Consider the following 17,454-nt stretch of genomic DNA (forward strand, 5'->3'; position numbering starts at 1 on the left):
TGGCCCGAGGCCAAGCGCTTGAAGCCGGTGGAAGTGGTGGCCGAGTTCGAGAAGACCATCCTCGACGAACTGGACCTGGTGCGGGAAGCCGCCAACGCCACGGAAATGCGGCGGCACTTTGAAGGCTCCGACATGCTGTACATCCCCAAGGTGTATTTCACTTATACCCGGCGGGAGGTCATGGTGATGGAGCGCATTACCGGCATTCCGGTCGGCGACGTGGCGGCGCTCAGAAAAGCGGGCGTGGACCTCAAGCTGCTGGCGGCGCGGGGCGTGGAAATCTTTTTCACCCAGGTATTGCGGGATAGTTTCTTTCACGCCGACATGCACCCCGGCAATATTTTCGTCACGCCCGAAGCTAAATATATCGCGGTGGATTTCGGCATCGTCGGCAGCGTGTCCAGTCAGGATAAACGCTACATCGCCGAAAACTTCCGCGCCTTCTTCAACCGCGACTACCGGCGGGTCGCGGAAATGCACATCGAGTCCGGCTGGATTCCCAAAGATACCCGCGTGATCGAGTTTGAAGCGGCGATTCGGGCGGTCTGTGAGCCGATATTTGAAAAGCCCCTCAAGGAGATTTCTTACGGGCATTTATTGCTGCGCTTATTCCAAGTCGCCCGGCGGTTTGATATGGAGGTGCAGCCGCAATTGGTATTGCTACAAAAAACCCTGCTGAATATCGAGGGGCTGGGCCGCGACCTCTACCCGGATTTGGATTTGTGGCAGACCGCGAAACCCTTTTTGGAGCGCTGGTTCAAGGACGAAATCGGCCCCCGCGCCGTGGCCCGCAAGATTCAGGATCAGTTTCCCGATTGGGCCGAGCATTGGCCGGAAATGCCGTCGCTGATTCATAGGGCCATCGCCGATGTGGCGAACGGCAAGCTGGAGGTGAATTTCAAGTCGCGGGAATTGGAGGAACTCCGCCAGGATATGCGCCGCAACCAGCGGCGGACGGTGGCGGGGATTACCGGCGGGGCGTTGTTGATTAGTGCGGCGGTTTTGTTGGGGGCGGGGTTGCCGGTGTTGGCGGGATTGGGCGGGATTATCGGGGCGGTGTTTTTGGTGGGGGCGTGGCTGTAACGTCAGATTCAGAGCGCTATGCGATTATGCATCCAACCTACCCGCTTCCGGTCTGCATCAAGCCCGTCAGAATAAAGCCGCCTCAAGACTCGGCCTCGACACTTCTTTCTCGCGGGCGTTACCCGTAAGATAGGTGCGCTTCCACTACTAAAAACAACGCATCGCCGTGCAAACCTGGATACGCATGTTGGTCGGCATAACAGTCGCTGGTTTCTTTTCCTATCTGTTTCTGGTCGGCACCGATTTTAAACAGATCAAACCTGTCCTGAGCCAGTCAAGTGTCATTGATCTGGTCGCTGCCCTGTTACTTTTAGCCGCAGGCCATGCGATCCGTATCTTTCGCTGGGCATGGCTGCTCCGGCCAGTCAATCCTTCAGTTAGCCCCGCTCTCTGTGTCGTTCCTTATGGTTCAGCCATGGCGGTCAACAACTTGCTTCCACTCCGGGCGGGCGATGTCTACCGCGTCGCGGGATTCAGTCGGCTGCTGGGTTCTTCCAGCGGACAAGTTCTCGGCACTGTGTTGGTGGAGCGCGTCCTCGACCTGTTGATTCTGGTCATTTTCGCGGCGGTGGGCCTGCCCGGCGCGCTGAGCGGCGCGGCGGGTCAGGAATTCTCCAAACAATCCTGGCTACCGATAACCGCCATTGGGCTGGCGGGTTTCTTGGCTTTGTCGCTCGCGCCGCGCTTGGCGTGCGCCTATCGGCGCGCCTACCCGGAAACGACGCGCCAGTCCTGGGGATGGCATAGAACCATCCATCCCATCGCCTCACAATTGGCGAACGCCGTAGAAGGCTTCGGCAGCCCTGGGGTGTGGATGCCGGCCATGGTCCTTTCGATGCTCGCCTGGCTCTGTTCGGGCGCGGTCTTCATCGTCGTCGCCGGGAATTATTTACAGTCCGCCCCGTTTTGGGCGGCGTGGTTTTCCATGGCCGTGGGCAATCTGGGAACGCTCTTGCCGGGCGCGCCGGGCGCCGTGGGAACCTTCCACTACTTCGCGGCCCTGGGGCTGCTGAGCTATGGCGTGAACTGGAACTTCGCCGTGGCGGCCGTTGTCGTGGTTCATCTTGTTCAGTGGCTGTCCACGACCGCTTTTGGCCTTGCTTGCTTGGGGTGGAACGCCGTCAACAAGCGCCAAGCGACCGCTCGCCAACCTTCATGATCCCTCAATTTCCCAATCCGCCGGAGACCCCCATGGCGAGTTATGCGGCTGTCGTGCCCGACAGCGTTCTGCCCCAGGCCGCGCTGCCCTGGACCTGTCCTGAATGCCGACAGCCACTATCCCCCACCGTCACGGGATACGGTTGCGCCACTTGTGAATTCACGCTTAGCGAGTCAGCCGGGGTTTGGTCGTCCGACACGAACTTCACGCCCGAGGGTTTCTCTCACGCCAGCCAGGCCCATCTCCAGGCGCTCGAAGCCCAGCACTTTTGGTTCAAGCCGAGGGCACGGCTCTTTGAACGCATCCTGCGCGAGCGGCTCCGCCCCGGATGCCATGCGGCTATCGAATTGGGGTGCGGAAATGGCGCGTTCCTGCCGGTCTTGGCCCGGCACTTCAAGCGGGTTGTCGGCGTGGAAGGACACTCGCGGTCCTTGGCACTCGCTCGACAACAGACGCCGCCCAACGCCACGTTGCTGCATGGCGCGGCATCCCATGTGCCCCTGTCCGACAGCATGTTCGATCTGGCCTGCGCCTTCGACGTGCTGGAACATCTGCCGCCGGACCCATTCCTCGCCGAAGTCCGGCGGCTGCTGCGACCGGGCGGACTACTTCTGTTGTCCGTACCGGCCTTTCAAGCGTTGTGGAGCGTCGTGGACGAGCAGGCTGGCCACCGTTGCCGCTACCGACTGGCGCAGGCGCGGACAGAGCTGGAGGGCGCGGGCTTTCGCGTTGTGGGCCACACCCATTATCAATGCCTGCTGTTCCCGCTAATTTCAATGTCGCGGCGGCTGGCGAGCGGGCGGGGGCGCAACAATTTGGAAGCCCGGCCCGCGTTGCCGTTGGGCCGGTTGCTGGGGTCCATTAATCAACTTGAAGTCGCCCTATTCGCTAAGCGCTCACTGCCGTTTGGCTCATCCTTGATTGTGTGGAGTGAGGTTTTGAAATAACCATGTCCGAGAACACAGCGCCATCCAACTTAAACCCCGCCCCACTAGAACTTATGCTGTTTGAGCATGACCCGATATTGGTCCACCAAGCGCTGAACTTTGGTGTAAGCACGTTTCTGGTTGATTGGGAATCGCGGGACAAAGCCGGACGCCAAGCCGGCTTTGACACGGAGATCAACCCCAGCACCTTGGACAATCTCCACAAAGTCTGCGCCGTGCCCGGGGCCAAGGCCTGGTGCCGGGTGAACGGCTGGGGGCCTTGGTCGTCGGACGAGATTGAGGCCGCCATATCAGCCGGGGTTCGTGGGCTCTTTCTGCCCATGGCGCGCCGGGTCGGGGAGGTCGAAGACTTTCTCGCGGCCATCGGGGGGCGTTGCGAGGCGGCCATCCTGATCGAGACCACCGAAGCGGTCGAAATGGTGGCGGACTTGGCCCGCCTACCGCTCAACCGGGTGTACTTTGGCCTCAATGATTTCGCCATCTGCCGTGGGCGCCACTTTATTTTCGATGCGGTCAAGGATGGCATCGTCGCCCAGACGAGGAAGGAACTCAACGGCATGGCCTTCGGCTTCGGCGGGGCCACCGCCGTCGATCTCGGCTCGCCCGTCCCCTGCCGCAAGCTGTTGGAGGAGATGGCCCGCATTGACTGCCAGTTCACATTTTTGCGCCGCTCGTTCAAGAAGGACATCGCCAGCCACGACCCAGCGGCGGTGATCGCGGGCATCCAAGCGTGCTGGCGAGACCTACGCAATCGCCCACCCGCCATGATCGAGTCCGATTTGCACCAGCTTTTGGCTGTTTTGGAGCCGCTATGCGTTTGATCCCCGTCGATCTGCTGGACTCGGAACTGCTCCGGCCCATGGCCGGAACATGTTGCTTGGTGACTGGCGCGTCCGGTTTCCTGGGGCGCAATCTCCTGGCGACGCTGCTCGCGGCGGACGCGGAGGTGCATCTCACGACCCACAGCCGCCCGGCGGGGGAAATTCCGCACGGCGGAGAAGCCCAGGCCCACGCCTGCGACCTGACCCAACTCGCCGATGTGGAAAGGGTCTTCGATCTGATTCGGCCCGAATTTGTATTCCATCTGGCGACCGGGCGGGGGGATGAAATCCACGGGCGGGACTCTTTGCTCGGCAACGCCCTCAGCGCCGACCGGCTGGTGCGGGCGAGTCTGCGTTATCCCCCCCGCCGCCTCATCGCCGCCGCCAGCTCGTTGGAATACGGGCCACAACCGCTGCCGCTCCGCGAAGACTTGATGCTGGCGCCGAGTTCGCTATATGGTGCCACCAAGGCCGCATCGACGCTGCTGTTCCGGCAAGCCGCGCTGAATCAGGGCTTGCCCATCACGTTGCTGCGCATTTTTTCCATCTATGGCTATTGGGAGCCTGCGAAACGGCTCATCCCCACCGCGATGCGGGCCGCTCTGGACCAGTTGGAATTGCCGATGACGCCCACCGGGCCGAAGCGGGACTTCGTGTTTGTCTCGGATGTGGTCGAGGCGCTGTTGCTGGCGGCGCAAGCGGAAATCCCCAACGGCGAGATCATCAATGTGGGCACCGGCCTGCAAACCGGCAACGAAGAAGCCGTGGCAAAAATCCAAGCGGTCAGCGGCCTGCCGATCCGGGTAAAAAGCGGCGCCTATCCGCAGCACGCCACTGACACGGATTTTTGGTGCGCCGACCGGGACAAGGCGCTCCGGCTGCTGGGTTGGCAACCCCGCCACGATCTGGACGGAGGCCTGCGGAAAACCTGGCGGTGGTTCCGCGATGTGGGGCATCGCCATCTATGAATGCCCAAGCGCGGATCGAAGACGGCAAGCCGCCGCGTTTGCGGCCCGGCCAACTGACCGTTGTGACGCCGGTCTACCGCAATGCCGACACCCTGGCCGAACTGGCGCAAAGGCTCCATGCCGCCATGGACGCCAAGGTTCCCGATCATCGGGTTTTGCTGGTCGATGACAACAGTCCCGATGAATCCTGGCAAATCCTGGAAGGCTTGTGCCGGGCCGACGACCGACTCGCCGCCGTCAAGCTCTCGGCCAATTTCGGCCAGCACCGCGCCCTGCTCACTGGCCTTGCGCTGGCGGCGGATTCCGCCTGGGTCGCGGCGCTGGACGCGGACTTGCAAGACCCCCCCGAAGTGTTGTGCGAGCTGTATGAGAAAGCCCTGGCGACAGGGCGGACGGTGTTCGCCGAACGCCACGGAAAATACGAATCATCGGGCCGGATGCTGACCTCGCTCCTTTTCAAATCCCTGGTGGGCCAGATCAGCGGCCTGCCGAGACGCTGCGGAACATTTTTCATCGCGCCCCAGCCCGTGGTCGCCCGCCTGCTGGATTTTTCCGTGCCGGTGCCGCAAGTGCCCATCATGACCAGGATTGCCGCCGGTCAAATCGCCACCGTTCCCTTTATCCGCCCGACCCGGCCCCACGGGGAATCCGCCTACAACTTCGGCCTTAGACTCCGGGTGGCCCGGGACGGTTTGCGGTGCGCGGTGGCCTGCCGGCTGGCGAAAGGGGGCGGGCAACCCGCCTCGAACCCCGCCGCCAGCCGGATCAGCGCTCGACTTGGCCGGGGTTGGACAGAATGAACGGGGTAAAAAAGCCATCGCCAGACCATCCGGGAGGCTCAAGCCATCAACCACTTGAGCATTCCAGGAGGGGTGGCAACGTCGTGATTGCTTATCTCGCCATCTGCGCGGCCACGCTGCTGGCGCAATTTGGCCTGGTCTCCTTGACCTTTCCCCTCTCGGAATTGCTGGGCGACCAGCCCTTGCTTTATTACGACTCTCCGTATCACTGGTATCGCATGACATTGGCGGTCAACCTGACCAACACCGACCATGGCATCGGTTACGACCCGTTTTTCGGCGCGGGATACCGGGCAGGCGGCAACATGGACCCCAGCGCCAACCTCCTGGCTAGCTTGGCGATTTATTTACGGCCTTGGTGGGACGCATTCAGCCTCTACAAAGGCTATGTCTTCGTCATGGCGGTGCTGGGTCCGCTCTGCGTCCCCTTGGCGGCGGGCTTGATGCGCTTGAGCGTTGCCGTGGTGGCGCTCGCCTCCGGCCTGGGCGTCATGCTGTGGTGGGCGTCGTATTCCCATTGGTATCACACGGCGGGCATGGTGGCCTATGTGGCGGCGTCCTATATGGCCTTGCCATTCATTGCCCTGCTGTTGCGCCTGCCGAGGAAAACATCGTGGCTGAGCGCTGTCGCGCTGGGGCTGTTCGGGGCGTTCGGCTTGTTTTACCACATTGCCTTCCCGATACCGGTCGCCTTCTGGATGGTGGCCTGGCTTGCCTTCAATGGTCGCCAAACCGGCGGGGGCGCATTGGTCCTCATGCTGCTTGTGGTGCCCGCCATCGCGCTGCTACCGAATCTGCCCTGGCTGACCACGGCGTTCGGCGAGGGATTCCGCAACACCTATGCCTATCAAAGCACGGTCGATATTAGCTTGGTCTGGCGGGAGCTGCTGGGCCAATGGGATGGCTCCGCCCATGGTTGCAAGCTGTATGCGCCGCTGGCCTTGTCACTGCTGTGGGGATGCTTCGCCGCCAACTCCGGCGAAGCAATCCGGCTGTGCCGGGTAGCGGCGGTGAGCGGCTTTGCGCTCATCGTGTTCGCGGCGGTGGGCGCCGCAATCGGAGCCTTGCAACCCAACCGGCTGGTGGTGGCGGGGTATCTGCTCATGTGCATTCCGGCACCGATTGGACTCCTGTCGCTCATGGAGAATGCCAAGCGGGCCTCAAGCTCGGCCTTGAGGATCGCGGCCCGGGCAAGCTTGGTTCTGATTTTTGGCGGCATCCTCTACGCCGCCAATGAAGTGCGCCGCGAGGTGTCCTATGCCGACATCGGGCATTATGGAAAAAGACCCCCCGAAGTCACTGGCGTTGGACCTTACTCGACTTGGATCATGGATTTTTTGCGGCGCGAGACAAATCCTTCGGGCAGGGTTTTGTTTGAGCTGTCCGGCAACCGGATTTATGACAATGCCAATATGGCGGCTTACTACGCCTATATGTCCGACCGGGAATTTATCGGCGGCCCTTATATCGGCGCCAATTTCGGCGCCGTCCGCTGGGCGAATTTCGGGGACGGTCGGTTATTCGGCCAGCCCATCGACACGATCTCGGGCCAGGTTCTCGAAGATCGTCTGTCGCTATACAACATTGGCTGGGTGATGGCCCATAGCGACGCCAGCAAACGCCATTTGGATGCCCTGCCGTTCCTGGTGGCGGTTGAGGATTTCAAACAATACCGGGCTTACCGGGTCAACCGCCCGCTGGGTTTCTTCCACCAGGGGCGGGGCGTTGTGAGCTTCCGGGGACACAACCGGATTGCATTGACGGCGTTAGCGGGCGACGAGGTCATCCTCAAATATCACTATGTCCAGGGTCTCAAGGCGGACCCCGAAGCCGCCCTGTCGCCAGTGATGCTCGACGGCGACCCCGACCCATTCATAAAAATCTCAAGGCCGCCGCCGGATTTGCAGCTATGGATTCCCTAAGGCGACGGGCGCGCCAAAACGAACAATAACCCGATCTGAAAACCCTTTCCAAACCGCGACATCCTTTTTCAACCAGCCGCACCCCCCACCCCCTATGAAACATAACGAGTATCAGCGCCATTATTATGAAACCAACTTGGACAAACCCGCCATGCAGCCAGCCCGTAGCGAGTATGTGCGGCGGCATATCGAGCGGGTGGTTGCCGCCGCCCAGTTGCAACCGGAATCGAAGGTTCTTGAAGTCGGCGCGGGTCTGGGCAAGTTCACCCTGCCCTTGCTGGACAGGGGCTTTGATTTAAGCTGCGTGGACCTGTCCCCGGTCATGCTGGAAAAACTGGTCCAGCTCGCCCCCCGACCGCTGCCCACCATCGTCGCGGATGTGGCCGAGGTCGCCAAGCACACCGACCAGCGCTTTGACCGCGCCATCGGCTTTTTCACCTTGCACCACATGCCCGACTTGTCCCAAGCGTTCAAGGGCCTGTCGGAGGTCCTGCTGCCCGGCGCCAGAATCGCTTTTTGCGAACCCAGGGCGCTGAACCCGCTTTACTATCTGCAAGTCGCGTTCACGCCTCGGATGACCTGGCAGGCTGAGCGGGGGATTATCAACATGCGCCGGGAACCCATGTTCAAAGCGCTGCTTGAAGCCGGTTTCGAAGTCCCCGAAATGCAGACCTACGGCTTCTTCCCGCCAGTGGTGGTCAACCAAGGCTGGGGCGCAACGCTGGAGGACGAACTGATGAAGCGCTCATGGTTGAATCGCGGCCATGCCTTCACCCTGTTCACCGCCCGGAAGCCCCTATAGACCGGGTTGAATACGGTCGAATCTAGGTTGATTCGCGGCGTTGATACCAACGAATCCAATGGCAGCAACGCCAATCCCTTGCAAACCGGCCCGGCGCTATTAGCCCGGCCGCCAATCCCGGAAGCAAATCGGGCGCTTGGCGGGCCGCACCGGAACCCATAAATCACGCCAGGGCAATCGCGCTATCTAGCTGTTGACAGCCGGATGAGATACGGTGGCGACTTTGCCCGAAGCCCATGCTGCCCGACCCTCGCCCCTACTTTGCCGACCTGGCCGATCCCCGGCGGGCCACCAAGAACAGGCTGCACCCGTTGCAGGACATCCTGATGATCGTCTTCTGCGCGGTCCTGAGCGGCATCGAGGACTGGGTGGGGATGGAGACCTTCGCCCGCGAGAAGGAGGCCTGGTTCCGCCAATTCCTGGCGCTGCCGCACGGCGTCCCGTCGCACGACACCCTGAGCGACGTGATCGGGCGGCTGGAGCCGGGTGCCTTCGGCGAGGTGTTCCTGCGCTGGGCGCGGACGGCCCTGCCGAGCCTGTCGGGCGAGCAGGTCTGCCTGGACGGCAAGGCCCTGCGCGGCAGCCGGGGGGCGGACGGCGCGGTCCACCTGCTCAGCGCCTACGCGGCCAAGGCGCGGCTGGTGTTGGCCCAGCAGGCCGTGGACGGCAAGTCGAACGAGATCACGGCGATCCCGCAGGTGCTGGGCCTGCTGGATTTGCAAGGTGCCGTCGTCAGCCTCGACGCCATGGGCTGCCAGAAGGCCATCGCCGAAAAGATCACCCAAGGCGGCGCCGACTACGTGTTGGCGCTGAAGGACAACCACCCGCAACTGCGCGAGGACGTGGGCCTGTGGCTGGACACGGAGGCCGCCAAGGGAGCCTTGGCCGTGCACGAGACCCTCGACAAGGGCCACGGGCGGATCGAGGTCCGCCGCTACGTCCTCAGCGACGGCCTGGATTGGCTGGCGCAGAAGCCGGAATGGGCGGGGTTGCGGGCCGTGGGGCGGGTGGAATCGACCCGCCTCGTTGGGGGGCAGGCCAGCACGGAATGCCGCTACTACCTGACCTCGCTGGCCGACCCGGAGCGCTTCACCGAGGTGGTGCGCGGCCATTGGGCCATCGAGAACGGCCAGCACTGGGTGTTGGACGTGCAGTTCGGTGAGGACGCCCACCGCGCCCGCCAGGATCATTCGGCGGAAAACCTCGCCCTGGTGCGGCGCATGGCCTTGAACGTCATCCGCCATAACGGTCCCTCCAAGGATAGCCTGCGCGTCCGCAAGCTCCGGGCCTCGCTCAATGACGGTTACCGGTTCCAATTGATTTTCGGGGAACCGCCTACATAGCGCGATTGCCCTGAAATCACGCCGCCCTTTCTACCGTTTGTAAAGCCCCGTTTGTTATCATTCCAAGCATCCCTTTTAAATAGGATTTTAAGGAGGAACCCATGGTCGCGTTGGAAACCCCCATCTGCGATTTCGGCAAGCCCGCCATCGACTTTTCCCTCCCCGGCGTGGACGGCCAAACCTGGACACTGGAACAGTGCAAAGGCCCGAACGGCCTTCTGGTCATGTTCATCTGCAACCACTGCCCCTATGTCAAAGCCATCCGCGATCGGCTGATCCGCGACGTGAAGGAACTGCAAACCTACGGCATTCACGCCGTCGCCATAATGTCCAACGACACGGTGAGCCACCCGGACGATTCCTTCGAGAATATGAGGCTGGAAGCCGAAAAATACGGCTATCCCTTCCCCTATCTGCTCGACGAGAGCCAAGACATCGCCCGCGCCTACGGGGCGGTCTGCACCCCGGACTTCTTCGGCTACGACAAGAATTTTCGGCTGCAATACCGGGGTCGGCTCGACGCCAGCCGCCGCGACACCGTTCCCGCCGCGCCCCGCGAGTTGTTCGAGGCCATGAAACAAGTGGCCCTGACCGGCAAGGGGCCAGAACAGCAAATTCCCAGCATCGGCTGCTCCATCAAGTGGCGCGATAACTGACTTAACCCCCTCTCCCTCTGGGAGAGGGTTGGGGTGAGGGTGTTCAAAAATGGGATTTCTTCCTTTCCGATCCCTCCATCCCCGCCTTCCCCAGGGGAAAGAAGGCGCAAAGCCCATAAGCCTTAATCAATTTTTCAACCAAGGAGACCATGATGACCTTCAAGAGAATCACCGACCTCGACCTCGCCGATAAGCGCGTATTGATCCGCGAAGACTTCAACGTGCCGGTGAAGGACGGCAAAGTCACCAGCGACATCCGCATCCGCGCCGCCCTGCCGAACATCCGGTATGCCCTCGACGCTGGCGCCAAGGTGATGTTGATGTCGCACCTGGGCCGTCCCAAAGAGGGCGAGTTCAGCGAGGAGAATTCCATGCAGCCGGTGGCCGACCGCTTGTCGGAACTCTTGGGCAAGCCGGTGCTATTGATCCGCGACTGGCTGGACGGTGGCTTTGAAGTCGCGGCGGGCGAGGCGGTGCTGTTCGAGAACGTCCGCTTCAACAAGGGCGAGAAGAAGGACAACGAGGAATTGGCCGGGAAAATGGCCGCGTTGTGCGATGTGTACGTGATGGACGCCTTCGGCACCGCCCACCGCGCCGAAGCCTCCACCCATGGCGTTGGTCGACAAGCCCCGGTGGCCGTGGCTGGCCTGTTGCTGGCCGGTGAGCTGGACGCGCTCGGCAAGGCGCTGAAAAGCCCGGAACGCCCGCTGCTCGCCATCGTCGGCGGTTCCAAGGTGTCCGGCAAGCTGGAAGTGCTGGAATCCCTGTCCAATCTGGTGGACCAGCTCATCGTCGGCGGCGGCATCGCCAACACCTTCATCGCGGCGGCGGGTTATCCGGTCGGCAAGTCCTTATATGAGGCCGACCTCATCCCCGAAGCCAAGCGCTTGATGGAACAGGCCAAATCCCGGAGCGGCGAGATTCCGGTGCCCACCGACGTGGTGTGCGCCAAGGAATTCTCCGAGTCCGCCGCCGCCACCGTCAAGCCGGTGGCCGAGGTGGCCGAGGACGACATGATCCTCGACATTGGCCCGGACACCGCCGCCCGTTACGCGGAAATCATCAAAGCCGCCGCCACCATCGTGTGGAATGGGCCGGTGGGCGTGTTTGAAATAGACCAATTCGCCGAAGGCACCAAAACCGTCGCGAACGCCGTGGCCGACAGCGCGGGCTTCTCCATCGCGGGCGGCGGCGATACGCTGGCCGCCATTGACAAATACAGAATTGGTGACAAAGTGTCGTACACTTCCACGGGTGGCGGCGCGTTCCTGGAATTCCTGGAAGGCAAAAAGCTGCCCGCCGTCGCAATGCTGGAAGAACTCGCTTAAATCCGCAACGCACCCCGGCGCGAGGGTCGGCGGGTTGACCGCCCTCCCTCGCGTTTCTTTTTGAGCAGAGTTCGGATGGGTTGCCACCGCTGATTAAGGTGATTTTCTGGAATGAATATACCCAGCTCGGGCACCCGCCAAAAACCCCTCCCCGGCCCTCCCCATATCAGGGGCGGGAGAAAGCCCCCCTGATAAGGGAGGTGGGGGGGTTAAAGGGGTAAGGTCTTCCCCGGAAATCGCCTAAACGCTGGATTGGCTCAGCCGATAAGCACATGAGCCGCCACACGCCCGAGCAGCCTGGATTCATCCCGACGGAAGGGGCGGCGACGGCTCGATTACGAGAATTAACCAATTGTTTTCACTCACTTGGGAGAGCTTCTGATGAAACGCACGTTCAGGGATATCCTGCAAACCCCGGAATTTCAAAAGCGAGTCGCCTGCACGATCAAGACCTATCGTCCGGGCGACATGATTGTGGAGGAAGGCAGCTCAAGCAACGAGATGTTCCTGATCCTCAGCGGCGACACCGAGGTCCGCGCCGCCGTCGATCATCTGGGCACGCCTGGCCGCACCACCGGCATCGCCAAGCTCTCCGAGAACGCCGTGGTGGGCGAGTTGTCCTCGCTGTTCGAGCATCATCCACGCACCGCCAGCGTGGTCGCCACCACCGACGTGGAAGCCGCCATGCTGGACAGCGCCTCGCTGGAAAACTTCATGGACGAGAATCCCGCCGAGGGCTACTGGATACTCAAGGAGATTTTCTCCCAGGTGGTCAACCGCATGAGGGAGACCAACCTGCGCAGCGCCGCCATCACCGCGCTTTATCTCAACGAAATCGCCGATGCCTGAAGCCCTTTCGCCGTCGGGGAGTCGGCGCCGCCGATTCCCTAAACGGCGGTCGGCTCGGCCTGATTTCGGAATCTTCCCGCCCAAAAAACGTCGATAGGGGACGGCCCACGCCGATATTTCCCCGAAGTCGCGGCGTTGTTTCACTTCTCACGCCGTGGTTTTCTGTACACGCGCCGCGCTTTAGGGTAAAAATCACTAAAGCCGCCTGTTTTTATTGAATATTTCATTGTCCACCCCACTAATTTCCTGAGAGGATTCAAGGCTTATGGCCAGAGTGACCGTAGAGGATTGCCTGCAAAACGTCGATAACCGTTTCCAACTGGTGCTGGTCGCATCCAAGCGCGCCCGCCAATTGTCCAGGCATCCCGAGGATTCCAAGGTGGCTTGGGAAAACGACAAATCCACCGTGGTGGCATTGCGGGAAATCGCCGCCGGGGAAATCACCCGCGAGTACCTCAAGATCGCGCCCAAGAACGACCGCTTCACCATCGAGCGCCCGCCCCTGCCGCCCCGCAACGCCCTCGCCGACTTGGACGACGAGGATTTCGACTAAGCCATCCCCACCGCCATGTACCAGCCGGATGTCGGAGCGCCGGGCATGAGCCAGCCCCTTCCGCTCGAAGCCGCCGAACTGCCCCAGGAGAAGCTGATCCGTCGGCTCTGCACGCTGCTGGCCGGTTATCTCGACCGCGGCCAGATCGACGAGGTGCGCCGCGCCTACGAACTGGCCGACGCCGCTCACGAGGGCCAGTTCCGGCTGACCGGCGAGCCGTACATCTGCCATCCCTTGTCTGTCGCCCTGATCCTGGCCGAGATGCGCATGGACGCCAAGGGCGTCATGGCGGCGATCATGCACGATGTGATCGAAGACACGGCCATCACCAAGGACCAGCTCCGCGAGCGCTTCGGCGACGAGGTGGCGGAGCTGGTGGACGGCGTCACCAAGCTGGGCCAATTGGATTGCAAGTCCCGCGCCGAGGCCCAGGCGCAGAACGTCCGCAAGATGTTCCTCGCCATGGTCAAGGATTTGCGGGTCATCATGGTCAAGCTGGCGGACCGGCTGCACAACATGCGGACGCTCGGCATCATGTCCGGCCAGCGGCGGCGGCGCATCGCCAAGGAAACCCTGGACATCTACGCCCCCATCGCCAACCGGCTGGGGATGAACGAAATCCGGCTGGAGCTTGAGGACTTGGGCTTCGCCGCCATGCACCCGATGCGCTCCCGCATCCTGGAGCAATCGGTCAAGAAGGCGCGGGGCAACCGCAAGGAAGTGGTGGCTACCATCGAGTCGAGCATCGCCAAGCGCCTGCACGACGCCGGGCTGGCTCATTGCGAGGTCATCGGGCGGGAGAAGCACCTCTACAGCCTCTATCAGAAGATGCGGACCAAGCGCCTGTCGTTCAGCGAGGTCTACGATGTCTACGCGTTCCGCATCATCGCCGACAGCGTGGACGAGTGCTACCGCGGCCTTGGCATCGCCCACAACCTCTACAAGCCCGTGCCGAGCCGCTTCAAGGATTACATCGCCGTGCCCAAGGCCAACGGCTATCAGTCCTTGCACACGGTGCTGGTCGGACCCTACGGGCAGCCGCTGGAAATCCAGATTCGCACCCGCGCCATGCACCACCTGGCCGAATCCGGCATCGCCGCCCACTGGCTGTACAAGAGCGAGCAGGACCAATACCCCTACAGCCAGACCCGCGCCCACGAGTGGCTGCGCGACCTGTTGGAAATCCAGAAGAGCGCCGGGGATTCGATGGAATTCCTGGATAACCTCAAGGTGGACCTGTTCCAGCAGGAGGTTTACGTCTTCACGCCCAAGGGCAAGATCGTCAAGCTGCCCCGCAACGCCACCCTGGTGGATTTCGCCTACGCCGTCCACACCGATGTGGGCAACACCTGCGTCTCGGCCCGCATCGACCGGCAGCTCGCGCCACTGCAAACCATCCTGGAAAACGGCCAGACCATCGAAATCATCACCGCCCCGTGGGCGCGGCCCAATCCCTTGTGGCTGAACTTCGTCTCCACCGCCAAGGCCCGCGCCGCCATCCGCAGCTACCTCCGCAACTTCAAGAAGCAGGAGGGCATCGCCCTCGGGCGGCGGCTGCTGGAAAAGGAATTGGACGGGCTGGGCCAGCGCTTCGAGGAAGTTCCCAAGCAACGTTTCGACGATCTGCTGAAACGGCTTGAACTGTCCTCGCTGGATACGTTGATGGTGGACATCGGCCTGGGCAACCGCCTGCCCTTCCTGGTGGCGCGGCAACTGCTGCAAATGGACGCCGCCGCGCCGAACGAGGCCAAACCGGCGGACAAACCCACGTTTTCGCCCCTCATCATCAAGGGCACCGAGGGCATGGTCGTCAGCCTCGCCAAATGCTGCCGGCCCATCCCCGGCGACCCCATCATCGGCTTCTTCAATCCGGGCAAGGGCATCGTGGTTCATTTGACGGAATGCAAGAACGTCGAGGAACTCAACAAGAAGCACATGAACTGGCTGGATGTGCAGTGGGATAAGCACGCCACCGGCGAATTCCCGGCGGTCATCCGGCTGGAGTTGATGAATCAGGTGGGCACTTTGGCGAAAGTGGCCTCGACCATCTCGAAGATGCGGGCCAACATCGAGAACGTGCAGATCACCAACCAGGACAGCCAATTGTCCGTGGACATCATCACCTTGATGGTCCGCGACCGGAACCACCTCGCCACCGTGGTGCGCGAACTGCGCAAGCTTTCGGTGGTCTTGAAAATCTCCCGCGTTAAATCCGAACTCCGCAAGAAATCAGCCTGACCCATGCCTAAACAAATCATCGCCACCGACCTCGCCCCGAAAGCCATCGGCACTTACTCGCAAGCCGTCAAGGCCGGCAACACCGTTTACCTGTCCGGGCAAATCCCCCTCGACCCCGCCACCATGGCCTTGGTGGAGGGCGGCATCGACGTGCAAATCCGGCGGGTGTTCGACAACCTCAAGGCCGTGGCGAACGCGGCGGGCGGCAGTTTCGCCAACGTGGTGAAGCTGAATGTGTTCTTGACCGATCTTTCCCATTTCCCGGTGGTGAATGAAATCATGGCCGAGTATTTCGCCGAGCCTTATCCGGCCCGCGCCGCAATTGGCGTGGCGGCGTTACCACGGGGGGCGGGGGTGGAGATGGATGGGGTGATGGTGGTGGGGGAGTGATTTCAGAACGTCCGCGACTTATAGCCCAACCGGCGGCATTGGCCTCACCGTGCCGCCATGATCCCTGCCCCAATCCCCCTATCTCCGTTCCCACGCTCCGGCGTGGGAATGCCGTCTTGCGCTCTAGCGGCCCGATGAATTACACGACGCTAGAGCGTCGCCCGCTGCATTCCCACGCTGGAGCGTCGAAACGAGGCTAGAGGATTCATCTATGGGCCATACCCGTTACAGCATTTATGAGCCGCAAGACCCGCACTTCCTGACCGGGTAGTGTTCTCGATATGGATATGAGGAGCGCTAACCTTCTGATTATAGAAGACTTGGTTGGTTCTGCATCCACGTCTGGGACACTACCCTATTTTTGGTGGTGTTTTAGATATGGATATTAAACCGAGACTCCAAACTCATATCTATTAGACATGTTCCCTGCCTAACTTGCTGTTTTTAATGATAGTTTAAAGTGCCAGGGATCCGCTCCAATATAACTAAACAACCATCGGCTAAAGCCGGTGGATTTGAGTAACGGTCTGAAAGACCGGATACGCGACGACTGAACGTCGCGTCTATGAGTTCCTTCCCCGTGAGTTCGGCCCTGTCCGCAGAGAGATGTTGCTTTGCTATCCAGGCAAGGCATCTGATAAGCCACTGTGGGTGCAAAACTGGCGAATAAGCCGACTGACATATAAACGCTGAAGGTTTGAATATCGACCTTGTGTACTCTCTTTGCCTATAGCAAAGCTGATAGATGAAATCTGACCGGCTGAAAGCCGGTGGTTTCAACCTTGGATATGGAAATCAAGGCCGGTAAAGATCATGGTGGAAGCGCCATTAAAAAAGAGGTTGTGGGGAATTGTACTTGATCTTACTCTGCGAGATTAGCAGTAACAATAGCGGGAGGTGGGTTTAATTGATTTATGGCATTATGCATGAGTATATGAATCCAAGCTGGCGAGGACACCCCGATGGCCTATCAAATCGTTCATTGTCGGTGTTGCAATAGTCCCGAAGTGGTCCGTTATGGCAGGCAAAGCGGCCATGATCGGTTTCGCTGCAAGGCGTGCGGTCGAATCTTCAAAACCGAGTACACCTATCGCGCCTGCGAACCCGGCGTCAAAGAACAAATCAGGCCCATGGCCCTGAATGGCAGCGGCGTCCGTGACACCGCCCGCGTACTCGGCATCGGCAAAAACACCGTCCTTTCCGACCTCAAGAAGGGTGCCGCCGAGGTGGTGGACGTGAATCCCCATATCGGGGTCCAGGAGATCGTGCCAGAAGTCCGCCATCTCTTTGATTCGCCTAGGGAGGTTCAAATTGATGAGCAGTGGAGTTATATAGGGGACAAAAAGCATCAGCGATGGTTGTGGTGGGCCATTGACGCCGCGTCTGGCCGCGTCCTGTCGTTTGTGTCTGGGCGCGGCCAAGACGAAGTCTGTCAGAAGCTGATGGCCAAGTTGAAGGTTTTCAATATTCAGAAATACTATACCGACGATTGGGGCAGTTACTCCAAGTTCATTGCCGAAAGCAAGCCTGTGATTGGCAAAGTCAACACGCAGAAAATAGAAAACAGGAACCTTTTGTTACGCACCCGCATAAAG

16 protein-coding genes are annotated in these 17,454 nt (G+C 60.9%); all 16 read left to right on the forward strand.

From position 1 onward, the window contains the following. On the forward strand, positions 1–1,083 hold a 1,083-nt coding region (locus ACXWUF_RS06185), incomplete at its 5' end, for an AarF/UbiB family protein (RefSeq protein ID WP_458493799.1). A 184-nt stretch (positions 1,084–1,267) separates the two neighbouring features. Continuing rightward, a complete protein-coding gene (locus ACXWUF_RS06190) occupies positions 1,268–2,242 on the forward strand; it encodes a lysylphosphatidylglycerol synthase transmembrane domain-containing protein (protein ID WP_458499006.1) in 975 nt (324 codons plus the stop codon). Between the two features lie 32 nt (positions 2,243–2,274). Then, the gene (locus tag ACXWUF_RS06195; RefSeq protein ID WP_458493801.1) at positions 2,275–3,189 is read left to right on the forward strand and encodes a class I SAM-dependent methyltransferase; all 915 of its coding nucleotides are present in this window, start codon (positions 2,275–2,277) and stop codon (positions 3,187–3,189) included. Between the two features lie 53 nt (positions 3,190–3,242). Next, entirely contained in the window at positions 3,243–4,010 is a 768-nt protein-coding gene (locus ACXWUF_RS06200; protein ID WP_458497662.1) for a hypothetical protein, read from the forward strand. Further along, entirely contained in the window at positions 4,001–4,978 is a 978-nt protein-coding gene (locus ACXWUF_RS06205; protein ID WP_458493803.1) for an NAD-dependent epimerase/dehydratase family protein, read from the forward strand. The genes ACXWUF_RS06200 and ACXWUF_RS06205 overlap by 10 nt, the downstream gene beginning before the upstream one ends. Next, positions 4,975–5,778 (forward strand): glycosyltransferase, encoded by an 804-nt coding sequence (locus ACXWUF_RS06210; RefSeq protein WP_458493804.1) that lies wholly within the window; start codon positions 4,975–4,977, stop codon positions 5,776–5,778. Before ACXWUF_RS06205 ends, ACXWUF_RS06210 begins: the two co-directional genes overlap by 4 nt. 83 nt (positions 5,779–5,861) lie before the next feature. After that, positions 5,862–7,700: a hypothetical protein gene (locus ACXWUF_RS06215; RefSeq protein WP_458493805.1), complete on the forward strand. Its 1,839-nt coding sequence runs from the start codon at positions 5,862–5,864 to the stop codon at positions 7,698–7,700. 136 nt (positions 7,701–7,836) lie between these two features. Continuing rightward, positions 7,837–8,502, forward strand: a complete 666-nt coding sequence (locus ACXWUF_RS06220; RefSeq protein ID WP_458493806.1) for a class I SAM-dependent methyltransferase — start codon at positions 7,837–7,839, stop codon at positions 8,500–8,502. A gap of 236 nt (positions 8,503–8,738) precedes the next feature. Then, entirely contained in the window at positions 8,739–9,845 is a 1,107-nt protein-coding gene (locus ACXWUF_RS06225) for an ISAs1 family transposase (protein ID WP_458493807.1), read from the forward strand. Positions 9,846–9,946: 101 nt separating this feature from the next. Beyond that, a complete protein-coding gene (locus tag ACXWUF_RS06230; protein WP_458493808.1) occupies positions 9,947–10,501 on the forward strand; it encodes a thioredoxin family protein in 555 nt (184 codons plus the stop codon). A 152-nt stretch (positions 10,502–10,653) separates the two neighbouring features. Next, positions 10,654–11,829 (forward strand): phosphoglycerate kinase, encoded by a 1,176-nt coding sequence (locus ACXWUF_RS06235; protein ID WP_458493814.1) that lies wholly within the window; start codon positions 10,654–10,656, stop codon positions 11,827–11,829. Between the two features lie 381 nt (positions 11,830–12,210). After that, complete coding sequence (locus ACXWUF_RS06240) at positions 12,211–12,678, forward strand: cyclic nucleotide-binding domain-containing protein (RefSeq protein WP_458493809.1); 468 nt, start codon at positions 12,211–12,213, stop codon at positions 12,676–12,678. Between the two features lie 265 nt (positions 12,679–12,943). Continuing rightward, the gene (gene rpoZ / locus ACXWUF_RS06245) at positions 12,944–13,231 is read left to right on the forward strand and encodes a DNA-directed RNA polymerase subunit omega (RefSeq protein WP_458493810.1); all 288 of its coding nucleotides are present in this window, start codon (positions 12,944–12,946) and stop codon (positions 13,229–13,231) included. Between the two features lie 45 nt (positions 13,232–13,276). Next, entirely contained in the window at positions 13,277–15,469 is a 2,193-nt protein-coding gene (locus ACXWUF_RS06250) for a RelA/SpoT family protein (protein ID WP_458493811.1), read from the forward strand. A 3-nt stretch (positions 15,470–15,472) separates the two neighbouring features. Further along, positions 15,473–15,859, forward strand: a complete 387-nt coding sequence (locus tag ACXWUF_RS06255) for a RidA family protein (protein ID WP_458493812.1) — start codon at positions 15,473–15,475, stop codon at positions 15,857–15,859. A 962-nt stretch (positions 15,860–16,821) separates the two neighbouring features. Next, positions 16,822–17,454: IS1 family transposase (locus ACXWUF_RS06260; protein WP_458493813.1), on the forward strand; the 633-nt coding region annotated here is incomplete at its 3' end.

This window comes from Methylomagnum sp., assembly GCF_054333355.1.

What these genes read in the sequence shown, in the direction of transcription:
- ACXWUF_RS06205 (WP_458493803.1), top strand. Translation starts at nt 4,001, where the DNA reads ATGCGTTTGATCCCCGTCGATCTGCTGGACTCGGAACTGCTCCGGCCC.
- ACXWUF_RS06230 (WP_458493808.1), top strand. Translation starts at nt 9,947, where the DNA reads ATGGTCGCGTTGGAAACCCCCATCTGCGATTTCGGCAAGCCCGCCATC.
- ACXWUF_RS06195 (WP_458493801.1), top strand. Translation starts at nt 2,275, where the DNA reads ATGGCGAGTTATGCGGCTGTCGTGCCCGACAGCGTTCTGCCCCAGGCC.
- ACXWUF_RS06250 (WP_458493811.1), top strand. Translation starts at nt 13,277, where the DNA reads ATGAGCCAGCCCCTTCCGCTCGAAGCCGCCGAACTGCCCCAGGAGAAG.
- ACXWUF_RS06235 (WP_458493814.1), top strand. Translation starts at nt 10,654, where the DNA reads ATGACCTTCAAGAGAATCACCGACCTCGACCTCGCCGATAAGCGCGTA.
- ACXWUF_RS06255 (WP_458493812.1), top strand. Translation starts at nt 15,473, where the DNA reads ATGCCTAAACAAATCATCGCCACCGACCTCGCCCCGAAAGCCATCGGC.
- rpoZ (WP_458493810.1), top strand. Translation starts at nt 12,944, where the DNA reads ATGGCCAGAGTGACCGTAGAGGATTGCCTGCAAAACGTCGATAACCGT.
- ACXWUF_RS06190 (WP_458499006.1), top strand. Translation starts at nt 1,268, where the DNA reads ATGTTGGTCGGCATAACAGTCGCTGGTTTCTTTTCCTATCTGTTTCTG.
- ACXWUF_RS06225 (WP_458493807.1), top strand. Translation starts at nt 8,739, where the DNA reads ATGCTGCCCGACCCTCGCCCCTACTTTGCCGACCTGGCCGATCCCCGG.
- ACXWUF_RS06210 (WP_458493804.1), top strand. Translation starts at nt 4,975, where the DNA reads ATGAATGCCCAAGCGCGGATCGAAGACGGCAAGCCGCCGCGTTTGCGG.
- ACXWUF_RS06240 (WP_458493809.1), top strand. Translation starts at nt 12,211, where the DNA reads ATGAAACGCACGTTCAGGGATATCCTGCAAACCCCGGAATTTCAAAAG.
- ACXWUF_RS06200 (WP_458497662.1), top strand. Translation starts at nt 3,243, where the DNA reads ATGCTGTTTGAGCATGACCCGATATTGGTCCACCAAGCGCTGAACTTT.